The sequence below is a fragment of the Kribbella sp. NPDC051586 genome, from assembly GCF_044453965.1.
In the GTDB taxonomy this organism is placed as follows: Bacteria; Actinomycetota; Actinomycetes; order Propionibacteriales; family Kribbellaceae; genus Kribbella.
This window is the reverse complement of the sequence record NZ_JBITDF010000002.1, coordinates 65869-79650: the sequence shown is the minus strand read 5'-3', so window position 1 is coordinate 79650 and position 13782 is coordinate 65869. Positions and strand designations below refer to the sequence as shown.

Annotated in this window: 9 protein-coding genes; 6 read left to right on the top strand and 3 right to left on the bottom strand. The window is 71.0% G+C overall.

Annotated elements, in window-relative coordinates; all coding sequences use genetic code 11:
- Positions 1 to 6 precede the first annotated feature (6 nt).
- The 3 genes from ACIA58_RS10770 to ACIA58_RS10760 are packed head-to-tail and all read right to left on the bottom strand — an operon-like array spanning position 7 to position 8267.
- A complete protein-coding gene (locus tag ACIA58_RS10770; protein ID WP_396403412.1) occupies positions 7 to 564 on the bottom strand; it encodes a hypothetical protein in 558 nt (185 codons plus the stop codon).
- Positions 565 to 567: 3 nt separating this feature from the next.
- Positions 568 to 1098 (bottom strand): hypothetical protein, encoded by a 531-nt coding sequence (locus ACIA58_RS10765; protein WP_396403411.1) that lies wholly within the window; start codon positions 1096 to 1098, stop codon positions 568 to 570.
- A gap of 32 nt (positions 1099 to 1130) precedes the next feature.
- Positions 1131 to 8267 carry a hypothetical protein gene (locus ACIA58_RS10760; RefSeq protein WP_396403410.1) on the bottom strand — a complete coding sequence of 2379 codons (7137 nt, stop codon included), beginning with the start codon at positions 8265 to 8267 and terminating at the stop codon, positions 1131 to 1133.
- Between the two features lie 148 nt (positions 8268 to 8415).
- On the opposite strand from ACIA58_RS10760, the gene ACIA58_RS10755 reads away from it, so the two are divergent.
- The 6 genes from ACIA58_RS10755 to ACIA58_RS10730 all read left to right on the top strand — a co-directional run bounded on the left by ACIA58_RS10755 (position 8416) and on the right by ACIA58_RS10730 (position 13681).
- The gene (locus tag ACIA58_RS10755; RefSeq protein ID WP_396403409.1) at positions 8416 to 8877 is read left to right on the top strand and encodes a hypothetical protein; all 462 of its coding nucleotides are present in this window, start codon (positions 8416 to 8418) and stop codon (positions 8875 to 8877) included.
- A gap of 52 nt (positions 8878 to 8929) precedes the next feature.
- Entirely contained in the window at positions 8930 to 9670 is a 741-nt protein-coding gene (locus ACIA58_RS10750) for a hypothetical protein (protein WP_396403408.1), read from the top strand.
- Positions 9670 to 10470, top strand: a complete 801-nt coding sequence (locus tag ACIA58_RS10745; protein ID WP_396403407.1) for a hypothetical protein — start codon at positions 9670 to 9672, stop codon at positions 10468 to 10470. Before ACIA58_RS10750 ends, ACIA58_RS10745 begins: the two co-directional genes overlap by 1 nt.
- A gap of 76 nt (positions 10471 to 10546) precedes the next feature.
- On the top strand, positions 10547 to 11857 hold the full coding sequence (locus ACIA58_RS10740; RefSeq protein WP_396403406.1) for a CpaF family protein: 1311 nt from the start codon (positions 10547 to 10549) through the stop codon (positions 11855 to 11857).
- Positions 11858 to 11861: 4 nt separating this feature from the next.
- Positions 11862 to 12767: a type II secretion system F family protein gene (locus ACIA58_RS10735; RefSeq protein ID WP_396403405.1), complete on the top strand. Its 906-nt coding sequence runs from the start codon at positions 11862 to 11864 to the stop codon at positions 12765 to 12767.
- A complete protein-coding gene (locus ACIA58_RS10730) occupies positions 12764 to 13681 on the top strand; it encodes a type II secretion system F family protein (protein ID WP_396403404.1) in 918 nt (305 codons plus the stop codon). The genes ACIA58_RS10735 and ACIA58_RS10730 overlap by 4 nt, the downstream gene beginning before the upstream one ends.
- Positions 13682 to 13782 lie beyond the last annotated feature (101 nt).

Below are 13782 nucleotides of genomic sequence, written 5' to 3'. Positions count from 1 at the left end.
GTCAGCTCACGGTCGGTCGTACAGGGCGCGGAAATCCTCCAGGGTGCCGCGGTAGAACTCGAGGTCGTCCTGCAGCTTGGCGCGGCTGACCAGATGCGGGTGCCGTGCCTTCGCCGCGGCGCCGTACTCCGACCAGATGTCCGCGTCGGGGACCTCGTCCGCGTCGTCGGGCAGGAACTTCATCGCCTCGGCGACGGCGTCGGCGGCGAACTCCCAGTTCAGCTCGACGGAGTTGCGGTCCTGGTCCGCCTCGCCCGTGTAGGCCAGGTCGGCCTCCTGCGCCCGGCTGGCGAACGACGCGGACACGATCGCCCACTGCGCCGCGTCGATCAGCTGCGACTTGCCCAGTCCGAACCGGGCGCCGATGGCGGTCGCCGCGCGCTCCGAGGCGTACGGGATGGTGATCTCGCCGGCCTGGGACGCGAACACCCACGCGTCCGGGCCGTCGGTCACGTTCACGCCCGGCTCGGGCCGCGCCGGCACGACCGCCGGAGCTTCCGGATCGGCCGCGGTCACCAGGCTCACGTAGATCTGGGCCTCGACCAGGGTCCTCGCGGTCAGCATCGGTTATCTCGCTCCTAGATCTCGGGCCAGTGCGTCGTAGGTGTCGCGGGCGATCAGCAGCCGGTCGAGCCGAAACCGCCCGGGCTCGGCGTCCCGGACCGCCTGGCCTTGCGGCGTCCAGAACTCGTCCTCCGGTACGGCGTCGGTGCCGGACGGGACGAACTTGATCACCTCGACGACGGCCGCCTGCGCGACGGCCAGCACCTTACCGGCCTCGGCCGGGTCCGCGGGGACCTCCGAGGCGGCGGTGTCGGCAACCTCCAGCCACTGGCCGGCATCCAGCAACTCCGACGGCTCCGGACCGCCGAACGTGGGCCAGCCGCGCACCGGCGTCTCCCGGGCCGGCAGACCGAACAGGTACTCGCGCTCCGCGTCACAGCCCGGGCAGATCGCGGCGTAGCTGGAGGCCAGCTCGCCGTCGATCTCGACCAGTGCCTGTTCCCACGGCGCGTCCACCGACGCGCAGTCCGGGCACGGGTGCAGCTCCAGGTACAGCTGCGCCTCGTCCCGGGTCCGCGCCACCGCGAATGCCATTCCGCCCCTCTCGTCGTCCGGCGTTATCGCCTTCAAGGCCCGCTCATCGTCTGCCCGTGGCCGGTCGGTGCGATGGTCCGTCCCGCGCCGGTCGCCGATTGGCGTGCGGCCGGAGCGGTCGCCGGCGACATGCTGCGCGCGGCGGTCGTGTAGTCGAGCGCCTTCAGCACATCCCGCGGTACGCCGGCCTTCTCCAGCTCGGCGGCCACCTTGCCGCTGAAGCTGCCGTCCGGCGACGACGTGTTGTACAGCTCGCGCAGGTCGACCCGGCCCTCGGCCATCTGCGCCAGTTGCCGATTCAGCGTGGCGAATGCGGAGGCGAAACCACCGTCGTTCACCCCGAGCAGGGTCGCCGGCCGGTTCTGTGCCGGGTCGCCGGGCAGCGCCTGGTACTTCCGCTCCGTGCCGTCGGCTTCCTTGACCAGCAGCACGACCGGCCGCTTCGTGGCCTGCGCCCGGTCGATCGCCTCCAGCAGCGGCCGGTACGGCTGGTACTCCTGTCCGGTCTTGCCCTGCCCGTACTCGGTGGCCACGATGTCCGGCCGGCCCAGCTTCTCCGGCACGGCCTGCAGCCGGGAATCGGCCAGTACTGAGTCCAGTGCGACGCCCTGCTCCAGCTGCCGGAGGCCCTCGAGATACCGGTGTCCGAGCATCCGCACGAAGATCTGGCCGTTCGCGAGGTTGGGCACGTGGGTGGTCTTCTTGGTGACCTGTTCGCCGCGGCCGTTGTCGGTTGTGGTGCGGATCGTGGCGTCGTACACGACCGGGATCCGGACCGTGACCATCTGCCCCTGGAGGAAGCGGCTGAGCTCGAACCGGGTGCCCATCGCGTCGCCGGTCTGCTCTTTGACCTGTTCACCGGCCGCGCCGCTGACCGCCACCACACCGCCGTTCAGCCCGCCGGTCGCGGTGACCGGCGTCCGCCGGTTCCGGGAGCTGCCGGAGCGCGCCACCCGCTGACTCCGCCAGACATGGCCCTCCTGACCGAACGAGGGATCGCCGCTGAGCTCCCAGCCCACCGCCCTCGCGTTGACCGTGACGTTGATCATCGACTTGCCGTTGCCCGGCTGCTTCATCGGCACCAGGTCGATCCCGCCGTCGAGCAGGCGACCGATCTTCGCCTTCAGCGCGCTCGGCTTCAGCGTCGACCGGACCAGGTGCCGGAAGGTGGCCATGCCGCGCCGTCCGAGGAACTGCGGCTGCTGCAGGACGGCGGTCAGGTTGTCGTACAGCTGGTCCTGCTTCTTCTGACCCCGGCCGAACGGCACCGAGCGGACCGGCGTCGCGCCCTCGGGGAGCCGGACCCTGCGGTGGTCGGGCTGCTGCTCGGCCATCTCCGCGGTCTGTGGCGCCGGGCCGTCGCGCAGCTCGCCGTCCGGCATCATCGTGAACAACTCGGCCGTCAGCCGGCGCGGCGCGGAGCGGGTGACCTTCGCATCCGGGTCGAGGCGGCGCAGCTTCGCGCCGGTGCTGTTCATCGCCGACGCGCCGGCGTTGTGCAGCCGGACCACCTCGGTGGTGAAAACGACCTTCCGCTCGGCCAGGTTCCGGACGAAGGCGCCGTGCCGGCGGATGGTGGTGTTCTGGTGGCCGTCGCCCAGGGTGTCTGTCGTGGTCAGGTCCGTCGAGACACCGCCGGTGGGATTGACGCCGCCCGCCCCGGGCATTCCGCCGTCGGCGCCGACGGAGATCGACCGGGTGCGGCTCACCGAACGGTCGCGGCCTTCGTAGTCGTACTCCTGCTCGGCTCCGCCGGCCTGTTCGGCCGCGAGTTTCGGCTGTCCGTTCTCGTTGTAGAGGACATTCCCGTCCGCGTCGGTCAGCACGGCGCGGACGGTCACGTCGCCCTCGAAGTGCGCCCGCACCCGGAGCACCAGTACGTCGGGATGCGCCCGCCCGGACAGCGGCGCCTCGATCGGGATCTCGACTCCGTCCGGGCCGAGCATGTCGTCCAGCTGACCGCTGATGTTCGCGGGCGCGAGGGCGACATCCAGCCCGGCCTGCACCACCGGACTGGCATTCCGCAGTCCGGGGGCCGCCTCGTCGATCTGGGCCGCGACCTGTGGCCGGAGATCGACCGGCCGCTCCTCCTGGCCCGAGACCACCACCAGCTTCTCGACCTCGGCGGAGCCCAGGCTGTCCTGGAAGGCCTCCGAGGTGTGCATGGTGCGGCCGGACGCGGCGATCTGGTCGGACCGGTCGAGGGCCGCGCTGAGCTTCTCGTCCTCGGTCTTGTGCTGACCCGGCGCGGCGACACCCGCCGCCCGGAGCTTCGCGGCGAACCGATCGGTCGTGTGCGTCGGCGCGAGACCGGTGGTGACGCCCTTCTTCTCCAGCTGGTAGCGGCGGATGAAGGCGCCGCGGACCCGCGGACTGAGCGGAAGCTTGTCGTTCAGGTAGCGCTCGGCCGCGTCGCTGACCATCCGCAGCGGTAGATCGAGCTTGCCGGCCGCGTAGAGCTCCAGCGCCCGCCGCTCGGCCATCAGCTTCTGCACCGTCGCGTCGGGCAGCTGCACGGTCGTGACCACCTGGCCGTTGTGCACGATGTCCGCGAACATCCGGTACTGCTCCAGGAACTGATGGTGCGTACCGGCGTTGATCAGCAGCCGCTCCTCACCCGACGTCTCGCTGACCGTGGTCGACTGCGACCTACCGCCGGTCCGGCCGAGCGTGACGCCACCGGAGTACGCCGAGCCGTCCGCCTCGACCGGACCGGTACTGGCCGTCCCGCTGACTCCGCCGGAGGTCGACGTACCCGAGGTGTACCCGACGTCGCTCATCGTGAAGTTGATGTCGACGCTGTTCTGCTGGGTCATCGCGACGTGGGTAAGGCTGACCGCCTCGCCGCGGATGTGCACCTGGTACTGCTGCGGCAGGATCGTGCCGTCGGTGAGCGCATGGATCGGGTTGCCCGGCGCCTGCACCACCATGAACGGCGGCTTGTACGTGCCGTTCATCCACTCGCGGTTCGCGATCAGGCTCCGCGGGGCCAGCGCCGCGTGCAGCGCCGGCAGCGCGGTGGAGTCGGCGCGGATCGCCGGGATCGCGGCGGCGATCGCGTCGGCCGCGTTCCCCGCGTCGACGGCGACCGGGATCGCCTGCTCGACGGCGGCCGCGGACGGCACCTGCGGGGTCTGCTCGAGCACCGGTGTGTCGGCCCGGGCCAGCGGGCTGTCGTACGCGACCTCCATGCTGCCGTTGACATCGGCCAACGGCGCGGCGTCGCCCGCGTCGGTGATCTCCGCGAACCTGATCCGGATCTTCTGCCTGACCCGGTCGAGCGGCTCGGTGCTCTCGCTCAGCGTGACCCGGTTGATCCGCAGCCCCGCCGTCCAGCTCATGTTCCGCATGAACGCGGACCGGCTGGCCTTGAAACCGAGCTTCGCTGCCCAGCCCCGGACACCTGTCGCCGGCCCGACGGAGCCGCCGATACCGCCCGAGATCGGCACCGAACTGCTCTGCCCGATCGTCCGGCTGGACGCCTCCGAGCTGATGCCGAGCGGCACCTGGTTCTCGTTCGTGCTGGTACCGCGGCCCTCGGAGACGAAGGTGCCGGTCTTCGGGTCGTACTCCTGGTCGACGGTCAACCGGTACGGACGCCAGCGCGGTGTGCCGGCGAAGCCCTCGTCCTCGAGGACCACGATCAGGCCGCCCTGGCAGGCCTCGTCCATCCCCGCCGCGAGCCGCGCCGCACTGATCGCCTGCTCGACGCGATGGCGGTTGGCGAGCTGGGACCTGGTCCCGGTCTCGCCGTCCCTCGGCACCAGGCCTTCCGCGCGGAGCCCGGCCAGCGCATCAGCACAGGCCTGCTCCGCGCCGACGACGTTCTGCGCCAGGCCTTGGCCGACACCGCGGATCTGGTTCGGCCCGCGCCCCATCCAGGGCGGAGCCGTCTGCGGACCGGTCGGCGGCTCCGGGTCGTCGCGCAGCAGCACGCGGCCGTCCTGGTCCGTCCTGATCGCGTTGTTCTTGGCCTTGTCGCGCAGGACGGCCTTCGCGTCGGCGCGGCCACCGGCCCGGAGCAGATCGTTCTCCGCGACCCGCATGTGCGCCGTACACAGGCTCTCGGCGACGATCGGCGGTTTCCGGTCGCCGGCACGGCGCAGCGTCGCCTTCGCGCGGAGCGGGACCTTGACGCCCTGGGTCCCCATGAAGCGGTGGACGACGGGCGAGATCGTCGTGTTGCTGACGTTCTGGCCGCCCTGGCGGGACACGTTCCGGCCGGCGGACACGCTCGGTGAGAGGTTCACACCGGACCCGGCGACGTCGTTCAGCGCCGTCGCCGCGGCCACCGGATGGGCCGCGTCCCGGACGCCGGGGAAGGACAGCGATCCGGTGCCGGTGAGCGACGCGCCGTACGTCTGGCTCGCGTTGCCGCCGAGGAAGCCGACGGGGACCTTCTCCATCCCCATCTCGGCGCTGAACTCGCCGACGAGCTCGGCCTTGCTCCAGTCCGGCTCGAGCTCCCAGGTGAGCTCGTACTCGTTGTTGTCGGCGGTCCGGAAGCTGCGGGTGAGACCGCCCGGCCGGCTCATGTCGTGGATCAGTCGCGGCGTGTCCATCACGATCAGGCCGGAGATGTGGCTGGCGGTCACCTCGTCCAGGTCCCCGTACCGCGCCTGGGCCTGCCGGATGACATCGGTGGCGACGCCACGCGGCCCGTCGATGCTGTCGATCGTGTACCGCGGGAACTCGCCGGTGACGTCCTTGGCGTGGCCGAGCTCCGCGAGGCTCACCGTCTCGGACGCGGCCTTCACCGTGTACGGGCTGGCCACCCAGGTCTGCTGAGCGCCGACATCGATGCTCCGGACCGGGGACCACTGCTCGGTGGGGGACTTGCGTACCTCCACCTCGAGGACGCCGTCCCACTCCACCAGAACGGACTCGCCACGGTGGACGCTCACCCAGCCGAGCTGATGGTGTCCGGTCTCGCCGGCGTTGTCGGCCAGCGTATGGCCGTGGGTGACCTCGATCTTCGGCGTGGTCAGCTGGGCGACCGCGTGCAGCGGAGTACCCGGTGCGGCCAGCGCCATGATCGGCTGCAGGTTCACGCCGACCGTGGTGCTGCCCGAGTGCGTGTTCGTGGTGCCGGCGCTGATACCGCCTTCGCCGAGCGTGCCGGACATCTGCTCGGCCATCTCGAAGTCGTCGTGCGCCTTCTCGCGGATGTTGCGCGCGCGCATCCGCAGGCGGACCTCCGGCATCCGGGAGACGCTGCTGTCCCCGTCACCGGGGACGGTGAAGACCATGCCGTCCTGCGACAGCAGCATGCGGTACTCCGCACTCTCCAGCGGCAGGGGCCCGCTCGACGGGAGCAGGCGGGAGGCGCCGTTCGCCGTCAGTTCCTCGTTGATGACGTCGACGGGCAGCTCGACCGGCACACCCTCCGGCGTGCCGGTCATCAGCACATCCGCGACCGGCATGGCGGACTTGCAGCTCTGCTCGTACTTGCCGACCTGGGTTTGCGCGGCGTCGGCCAGCGATCGGAGCTGGGCCGGCGATCCGCCCGCGTCGATCCCGTCCAGGAGGGTGCGGTACGCGTTCAGGGCCTGTTGTGCCTCGCCCGCCGCGGCGCCGTACGCGGCGCTGATCTCGCTGTGCCGGTTGGCCTTGTTCTCAGCGGCTGTGGCCGTGATCCGCATCATCCGGGCGCGTTCGGCGGCGCCGAGGTCGAGCCCCTGCTCCTCCGTCGCGGCCTCGAGCTTGGTCTTCCTGGCCAGCGCCTTCGCGGCCTCCGAGCTGTCCGCCTTGGCGGCGGACTGCGACTCGAGATCGTCGACCGCGGCTTGCAGGGACCGGAGCTGAGTGACGACCTCTTCGCGCAGGTGCGCGACGGAGTCCCGGGCCGGCCGCTGGTTGGCCCGGACCGCGGCTACGCCGAAGGTGGTCGCATCCGGCCCGGCGAGCGCCTCGGCGGACCAGGGGAGGACGGGCTCGGATCCGCCGTGGCGCCGGATCGTGCGGGCCAGGCCGGTGAGGTCGCGCTCGAGATCGGCCAGGCTCCGTGACCCGCTCGGCGCGCCGTTGGCCAGCGTCTCGGCGCGGGTTTCCTGCCAGTCCCGGACCATCACCTGGTACGCCGCGTGGTCGGCCTGGAGCCGGCGGTCGCGCCGCTCGTGGCTGAAGACCGACTTCAGCCGGCCCAGTACGCCGCGCGGCCGGTCTGCCCGTGCGGCGGCGATCTCCTGCGTCATCAGGGCGAGCTGGTGCGTCCACACGTGGCGCAGTTGGTCGTCGGCGAGACGCGCCGAGATCCGCAGTACATGCGGGTCGTTCGCCGTACCGGATCGGACGGTGCCCTGCGCCATCGCGTCGAGGGTGGTCGGCCCGACCTCGATCCTGACGTGTTGCGGCACGTCGGCGGCCGACGTCCGCAGGATCGCGCGCTGCGCCTGGAGGTCCACGGCCGGAGGGCCGGTGACGGAGGCAGCGGCGAGGTCGACCTCGCTCATCGCGGCAAGCGCCGTCAGCGCGCCGGACCCGGTCAGGTCGGTCTGATCACCTGGTCGTCCGCCCGCACCGGTCACCAGGCCCGTGCCGCGGACTTGCGAGGTCCAGACCCGCCGGCCCTCGGCGCGTCTGTGGCTGCTGCCGACCTGAGCCCGATGTCGGCCTGCACGTCGGGTGGGTGGCCCGTTCACCGGACCGTTCACGCCGAGAAGGTGAGCGTCCTGACTGATCCGGGACGACGTCGACACGATCGTGGACGGCGTGACGACGCCAGCCGATCCGGACAGGCGGTCCAGCCGGGCAGCGGCGTCAGGGTCGTCGGACGCGGCCCTGCTGAGCGCCAGCTCGAGCATCGCCTCGGCCTCGGCCCGGTGGGACTGGTCGAGCCCCGGACCACGCAGGTACTGGTCTATCGCGTCGATCGCGCCACGGGCCGGCAGCTGACCGCGCGCCCGGGCCACCTCGGCGCCGAGCACGGTGACGGCCTCGGCCAGCAGACGGTCGTCGGCGGCGCGGTCCGCGGCCCGGCGCGTCAGCTGCTCCTCCAGCGCACGCATGACGTTCGCGGGCAGCATGTCGTCGCGCCCGCTCAGCCAGACCCGTCCGTTACGCAGCGGAACGGCGGACGGGTGCAGGATCCCGAGCGCGGTTCCGACTGCCCAGCGGGCGCGAGTCGTCGGATCGGCGGCCGACGAAATGGGTGTGGTCAGCCGTCTCACCCCCTCCCGTTGGGTGTCCAAGTGCTCACCAGTTGTCACTAGGACGTCCTAGTTCCGGAATCTAGCAAACAGGCGGTTACTTGCCAGCAACTCGAACCACCCGAACTGTTAACGATTTACGCCTGACCGGCCACCTAGGATCAAGTTCATGGCCGACCGGTTGGGTACTTCGCGGTGGAGCGTCTCCGAAGCGCGCAGCATGATCGCCCGGCTGCGGCACGTCGCCGACGATGGCCCGGAGTACGACGGCGTGGAGCTTTTCATCGCTCTGTGCGACTACCTCGACCAGCTGCACGGCGGGATCGGGTTCGACTACGTGTTCACCGGGGCCGAGCGGCAGGGGCTGGCCGACGCGGTCCGGAAGGTCCGCGGACGCAGCGTCGTACCGGATCCGCGCGGTGAGCGGCTCGCCCAGCCGGTCAACGCGGCGGTCACGCTGGTCGAGGGGCGGGCCTTGACGGCCTGGTTGGAGGAGCGGGACGGGTGGCAGCAGGACGTCGGCAGGGCGCTGCGCGCGCTGTACACCTATCTAGACCAATTGCACGGCGGCCCCGGCGCTTTCAACGAACTGCTCACCACCGCCGAACGCAGGCGGGTCGCGGCGCGGTAACGGCACCGGCCTGCTGGCATGAGTGGCACCTCGCTGCCATTACGGTAGGCGGGTGAGTCTCTCGTCCTCCACGCGAACCCCGTCCCAAGGCGCCCGGGCAGCGGGCCGATCGGCGGGCGGTGGTCCCAACCGCCTCCCGAGCAGCCGGGAGCGGCGTCCGGCCCTGGCCGCGCTCGCGGTGATCCTGATCCTGCTCGGCGCCGCCGGGTCCGCGCTGATCGCGCTGAACAGCGGCAACCGGTCCGACTTCGTCGCGATCTCGGCCGACAGCCTTCCGCCCGGGCACAAGCTCGAGTCGAAGGACCTGTCCCGCGGCGACCTGGCCGGTGCGACCGGCGGCCTGATCCCGTGGTCCGAGGCGAGCAAGTACCTCGGCCACTACACCACCACGTGGCTGTACAAGGACCAGTTCGTCACGCCGGACAACTTCACCAAGGACGGGCAGGAGCCGATCCCGACCGGCGCCGCCCTGGTCGGTATCAGCCTGGAGGCCGGTCGTGCGCCGTCGGACGGGCTCGATGTCGGTGACATCGTCTCGGTGACCCGCGTCCCCACCGCGAACCAGGACGGCGGCTCGGCGGTGCTGCTGGTCAAGGCGGCCCAGGTCACCTCGACCGCCGGCGCCATCACGGACTCGAAGACCAGCGCGAACAGCTCGCTGAACGTGACCGTGCTGATCCCGGCCGACCAGATCACGACGGTCGGCGCGGCAGCGGCCTCCAAGTCGCTGATGCTGGCGAAGCTGCCGCCGGGGACGAAGACGGACGTCGCGCGCAACGGCGGTTCGAACTGATGGCACTGGTGGCATTCGCGAGCGCGAAGGGTTCACCCGGCGTCACCACCGCGAGTCTGGTCATCGGTGCGCTCTGGCCGCGGCAGGTGCTGCTGGCGGAGTGCGACCCGGCCGGCAGCGACGTGGCGATCCGGATGACGGGGCCGGGTGGCGCCGCGCTCAATTCCGACCGCGGCCTGGTGAGCCTGGCCGCCGCGAGCCGGAAGGGCCTGGGCGACGAGGTGATCCTTGCGCACAGTCAGCAGCTCGACGGCGGTCTCGACGTGCTGCTCGGTGTGCGGTCGCCGGAGCAGGTCGGTGGCATGGGCGGTCTGTGGCACCCGCTCGGCATCTCGTTCAACCAGATGCAGCACAGCGACGTACTGGCCGACTGTGGGCGGATCGGCGCGTCGTCGCCGCAGTTGCCGGTCATCCAGTCCGCACGCCTCGTCGTAATGGTGTGTACGGCGACCGGCTCGTCGGTGGCGCACCTGCGCGAGCGGCTGTCCACCCTGGTGCACCACGTGGACGCCCAGCTCGGCGTGATCGTGGTGGCCGACCCGAAGCGGCGTGACGGCGTCAAGCAGGTCTGGACCGTGCTCGACGCGATGTCGGTGCCGGTCCGGCACCGGTGGCACCTGGCGTACGACCCGGTCGGTGCGGCGTTCTTCGACGGGCGTGGCCACGGCCGGCTCGACAAGACGCCGCTGATCCGGTCCGCGACGGACATCACCGCGGAGATGGCCTCCCTGGTCTCCGCGCCGCCGCCGCAGGACTTCGACATGGCCAACGCGGCGTTCCCGCCGGGTGGCTATCAGTGATCGAGCGAAGCGAGATCACCATTCGACACAGTGCGTCTCGTGTCTCATCGGCGCCCGGAGCGAAGCGAGGACGTCGATGAGCGCTGATCAGGAGCTGGTCCGGAAGCTCCGCGTGCAGGTTGCGGAGCGGCTGAACGAGCAGCGTCGCCGCGACCAGGTCAACGGCGTACCTCCGATGAGCGCGGAGGACGAGCGGGAGTACGCGCGGTCGCTGATCGTGCAGGTGCTCGAGGACCACGCGCGGTACGAGCTGGCCGAGGGCCGGACGCCGCCGACCCCGGACGACGACGCGCAGATCGCCGGCGCGATCCACTCCGCGCTGTTCGGCGTCGGCCGGCTGCAGCCGCTGATCGACGATCCCGAGGTCGAGAACATCGACATCAACGGCTGCGACCAGGTCTTCGTGCAGTACGGCGACGGCCGCGAGGAGACTCCCGGTCCGGTGGCCGAGAGCGACGAGGAACTGGTCGAGCTGATCCAGGTGCTGGCCGCGCACGCGGGGCTGACCAGCCGCCCGTTCGACTCGGCCAACCCGCAGCTGGACCTCCGCCTGCCGGACGGCTCCCGGTTGTCCGCGGTGATGGGCGTGACGTCGCGCCCCGCCGTGTCGATCCGGCGCGCCCGCCTCGGGAAGGTGTACCTGCGCGACCTGGTGGCCAACGGGACCATCTCCGACGACATCGGCTCGTTCCTGCGGGCCGCGGTCGCGGCGCGGAAGAACATCATGATCGCGGGCGCGACGAACTCCGGGAAGACCACGCTGCTGCGCGCGCTGGCCAACGAGATCGCGCCGCACGAGCGGCTGATCACGGTCGAGCGCTCGCTCGAGCTCGGCCTCGGGGAGTTCAAGGACCTGCACCCGAACGTGGTCGCGTTCGAGGAGCGCCTGCCGAACTCCGAAGGCGTCGGCGAGGTCACGATGGCCGACCTGGTCCGCCGCTCGCTGCGGATGAACCCTTCGAGGGTCATCGTGGGTGAGGTGCTGGGCGACGAGATCGTGACGATGCTGAACGCGATGAGCCAGGGTAACGACGGCTCCCTGTCGACGATCCACTCGAACAGCTCGATGGAGGTGTTCAACCGGATCAGCACGTACGCGATCCAGGCGATGGAGCGGCTGCCGATGGATGCCACCCAGATGCTGATCGCCGGCGCGCTCGACTTCGTCGTGTTCATCCGCAAGCACAACGACTACCAGCGCGGCGGCGGTCTGAGCCGGTACGTCGAGAGCATCCGCGAGGTCACCGGCTGGGACGGCCGGGTGCTGTCCGGCGAGGTGTTCGCGGCCGGACCGGACGGTCGCGCCGCGGCGCACGCCCCGATCGCCTGCATGGACGAGCTCGAGCACTACGGCTACCAGCCGCTCGTCCACGGATCGTGGGCGTGACGCGATGAACGACAGGACCTTGCTTGCGCTGCTGTGCGGGGCGGTGGTCGGCGGCGCGGTGATGCTGCTGATCGTCGCGATCCGCGGCACCGAGCCGAAGGACGAGACGCCGTCGCTGTTCCGCAACCGCACCGCCGACAACCGCAAGAACCTGATCCGCCTGGGCGCCGCCATCGCCGTCGGCCTGGTCGTGCTGGTGGTGACCCGCTGGCTCGTGCTCGCCATCGCTCTCGGTCTGCTGGCCGGGATGGCGGACCGGTTCTTCGGCGGCACCGGCGAGGAACGCCGGGCGATCGACCGGCTGGATGCACTGGCCACCTGGACCGAAGCGCTGCGCGACACCATCGCCGGCGCGGTGGGTCTGGAGCAGGCGATCCCCGCGACCGCGGTGAACGCGGCGCCGGCGATCAAGCCCAGCCTGAACCTGCTGGTCGACCGGCTGCGCATCCGCGAACCGTTGCCCTCGGCCCTGATGCGGTTCGCCGACGACCTGAACGACCCCTCGGCCGACCTGATCGTCGCCGCTCTCGTGCTGAACGCCCGCCTGCGCGGACCCGGCTTGCGCGAGGTGCTCAGCGCGCTGGCCGACTCGGCCCGCGAGGAGCTCGACGTACGGCGGAAGGTCGCGGCGGAACGGCGATCCACCCGGCGCAGCGTGCAGGTGGTCGTCGCGATCACGCTGATCATGGCGGCGGGTCTGGTGCTGTTCAACCCGACGTACATGGCGCCGTACCGCAGCTTCATCGGGCAGGCCGTGCTGACCGTCGTGATCGGGCTGTACGCGCTCGGACTGCTGTGGCTGCGGCGGCTGGCCAAGATCGAGGTGCCGGAGCGGTTCCTGATCGGCATGAGCACCGACAGCCGGCTGAGCCGGCCGGGTGACGACCGGATGGAGACGGTGAGCGGATGACTTGGGCCTTCATCACCGGCGGCCTGGCGGGCCTCGGCGTGTACGTCGCGGTGCGGATCTTCATCAAGCCGCGGACGAACGTGCTGTCGACGATCGCGCGGATCGACGCCGGCCGCGGCGGGTACACCAGCGCCACCACCAGCGCCGCCGGCGAGCGCGTGCTCGGCGGCGTGGACCGGGCCAGGGAGACGCTCGGCCGGCGACTCGAGGCCGAGGCGAACGCCCGGGGCTGGGCGTTCGGCAAGCTGCGCCGCGATCTCGCGGTGATGAACCAGCCCTTCGCCGCGATGCTCGCGACGAAGGTGTTCTTCGCGCTCGGCGCTCTGGTCCTGATCCCGATCGTGCTGTTCCTGTTCTCCGCGATCGGATTCTCCGCTCCGGGTGCCGCGCCGGCGATCGTGACACTGGCGTTCATGACGCTGGGGTTCTTCCTGCCGGACCTGGCCTTGCGGCAGGAGGCGGAGAAGCGGCGGCGCGACTTCCGGCACGTGGTCGGCAGCTTCCTCGACCTGGTCGCGATGAACCTGGCTGGTGGCCGTGGCCTGCCCGAGGCGCTGATGACCGCGTCCACGATCGGCGAGCACTGGGCGATGGCCCGGATCCGGCAGGCGCTCGCGAACGCGCGGCTGATCGGGATCACGCCGTGGGACGCGATGGCACTGCTCGGTGAGGACCTCGGCGTCGAGGAGCTGCGCGACCTGGCGTCGGCGCTCGCACTGGCCGGCGACGAGGGTGCGAAGATCCGGTCCTCGCTGCTCGCGCGGGCGGCGTCGCTGCGGCGTAAGGAGCTGGCCGACGTGGAAGGCAAGGCGGGTGAGCGCTCTCAGTCGATGCTGGTCGCCCAGCTCGTCATGATCTCGGCGTTCTTCCTGTTCCTCGCGTTCCCGGCCGGCGTGGCCATCCTCGGAAGTTAGCGCGAAACGGTGATCAGCGAACGGGATCCACTCGGCGGATTCGTCCGTCGTACAAGGCATACTGAGGCCTCGCTCGGCCTCACGATCTGGAAGGCAATCGG

Excerpts from the sequence above, each read along its gene's own strand:
- ACIA58_RS10745 (WP_396403407.1), top strand. The coding sequence starts at position 9,670 with ATGGCACTGGTGGCATTCGCGAGCGCGAAGGGTTCACCCGGCGTCACC.
- ACIA58_RS10740 (WP_396403406.1), top strand. The coding sequence starts at position 10,547 with ATGAGCGCTGATCAGGAGCTGGTCCGGAAGCTCCGCGTGCAGGTTGCG.
- ACIA58_RS10735 (WP_396403405.1), top strand. The coding sequence starts at position 11,862 with ATGAACGACAGGACCTTGCTTGCGCTGCTGTGCGGGGCGGTGGTCGGC.
- ACIA58_RS10730 (WP_396403404.1), top strand. The coding sequence starts at position 12,764 with ATGACTTGGGCCTTCATCACCGGCGGCCTGGCGGGCCTCGGCGTGTAC.
- ACIA58_RS10770 (WP_396403412.1), bottom strand. The coding sequence starts at position 564 with ATGCTGACCGCGAGGACCCTGGTCGAGGCCCAGATCTACGTGAGCCTG.
- ACIA58_RS10755 (WP_396403409.1), top strand. The coding sequence starts at position 8,416 with ATGGCCGACCGGTTGGGTACTTCGCGGTGGAGCGTCTCCGAAGCGCGC.
- ACIA58_RS10765 (WP_396403411.1), bottom strand. The coding sequence starts at position 1,098 with ATGGCATTCGCGGTGGCGCGGACCCGGGACGAGGCGCAGCTGTACCTG.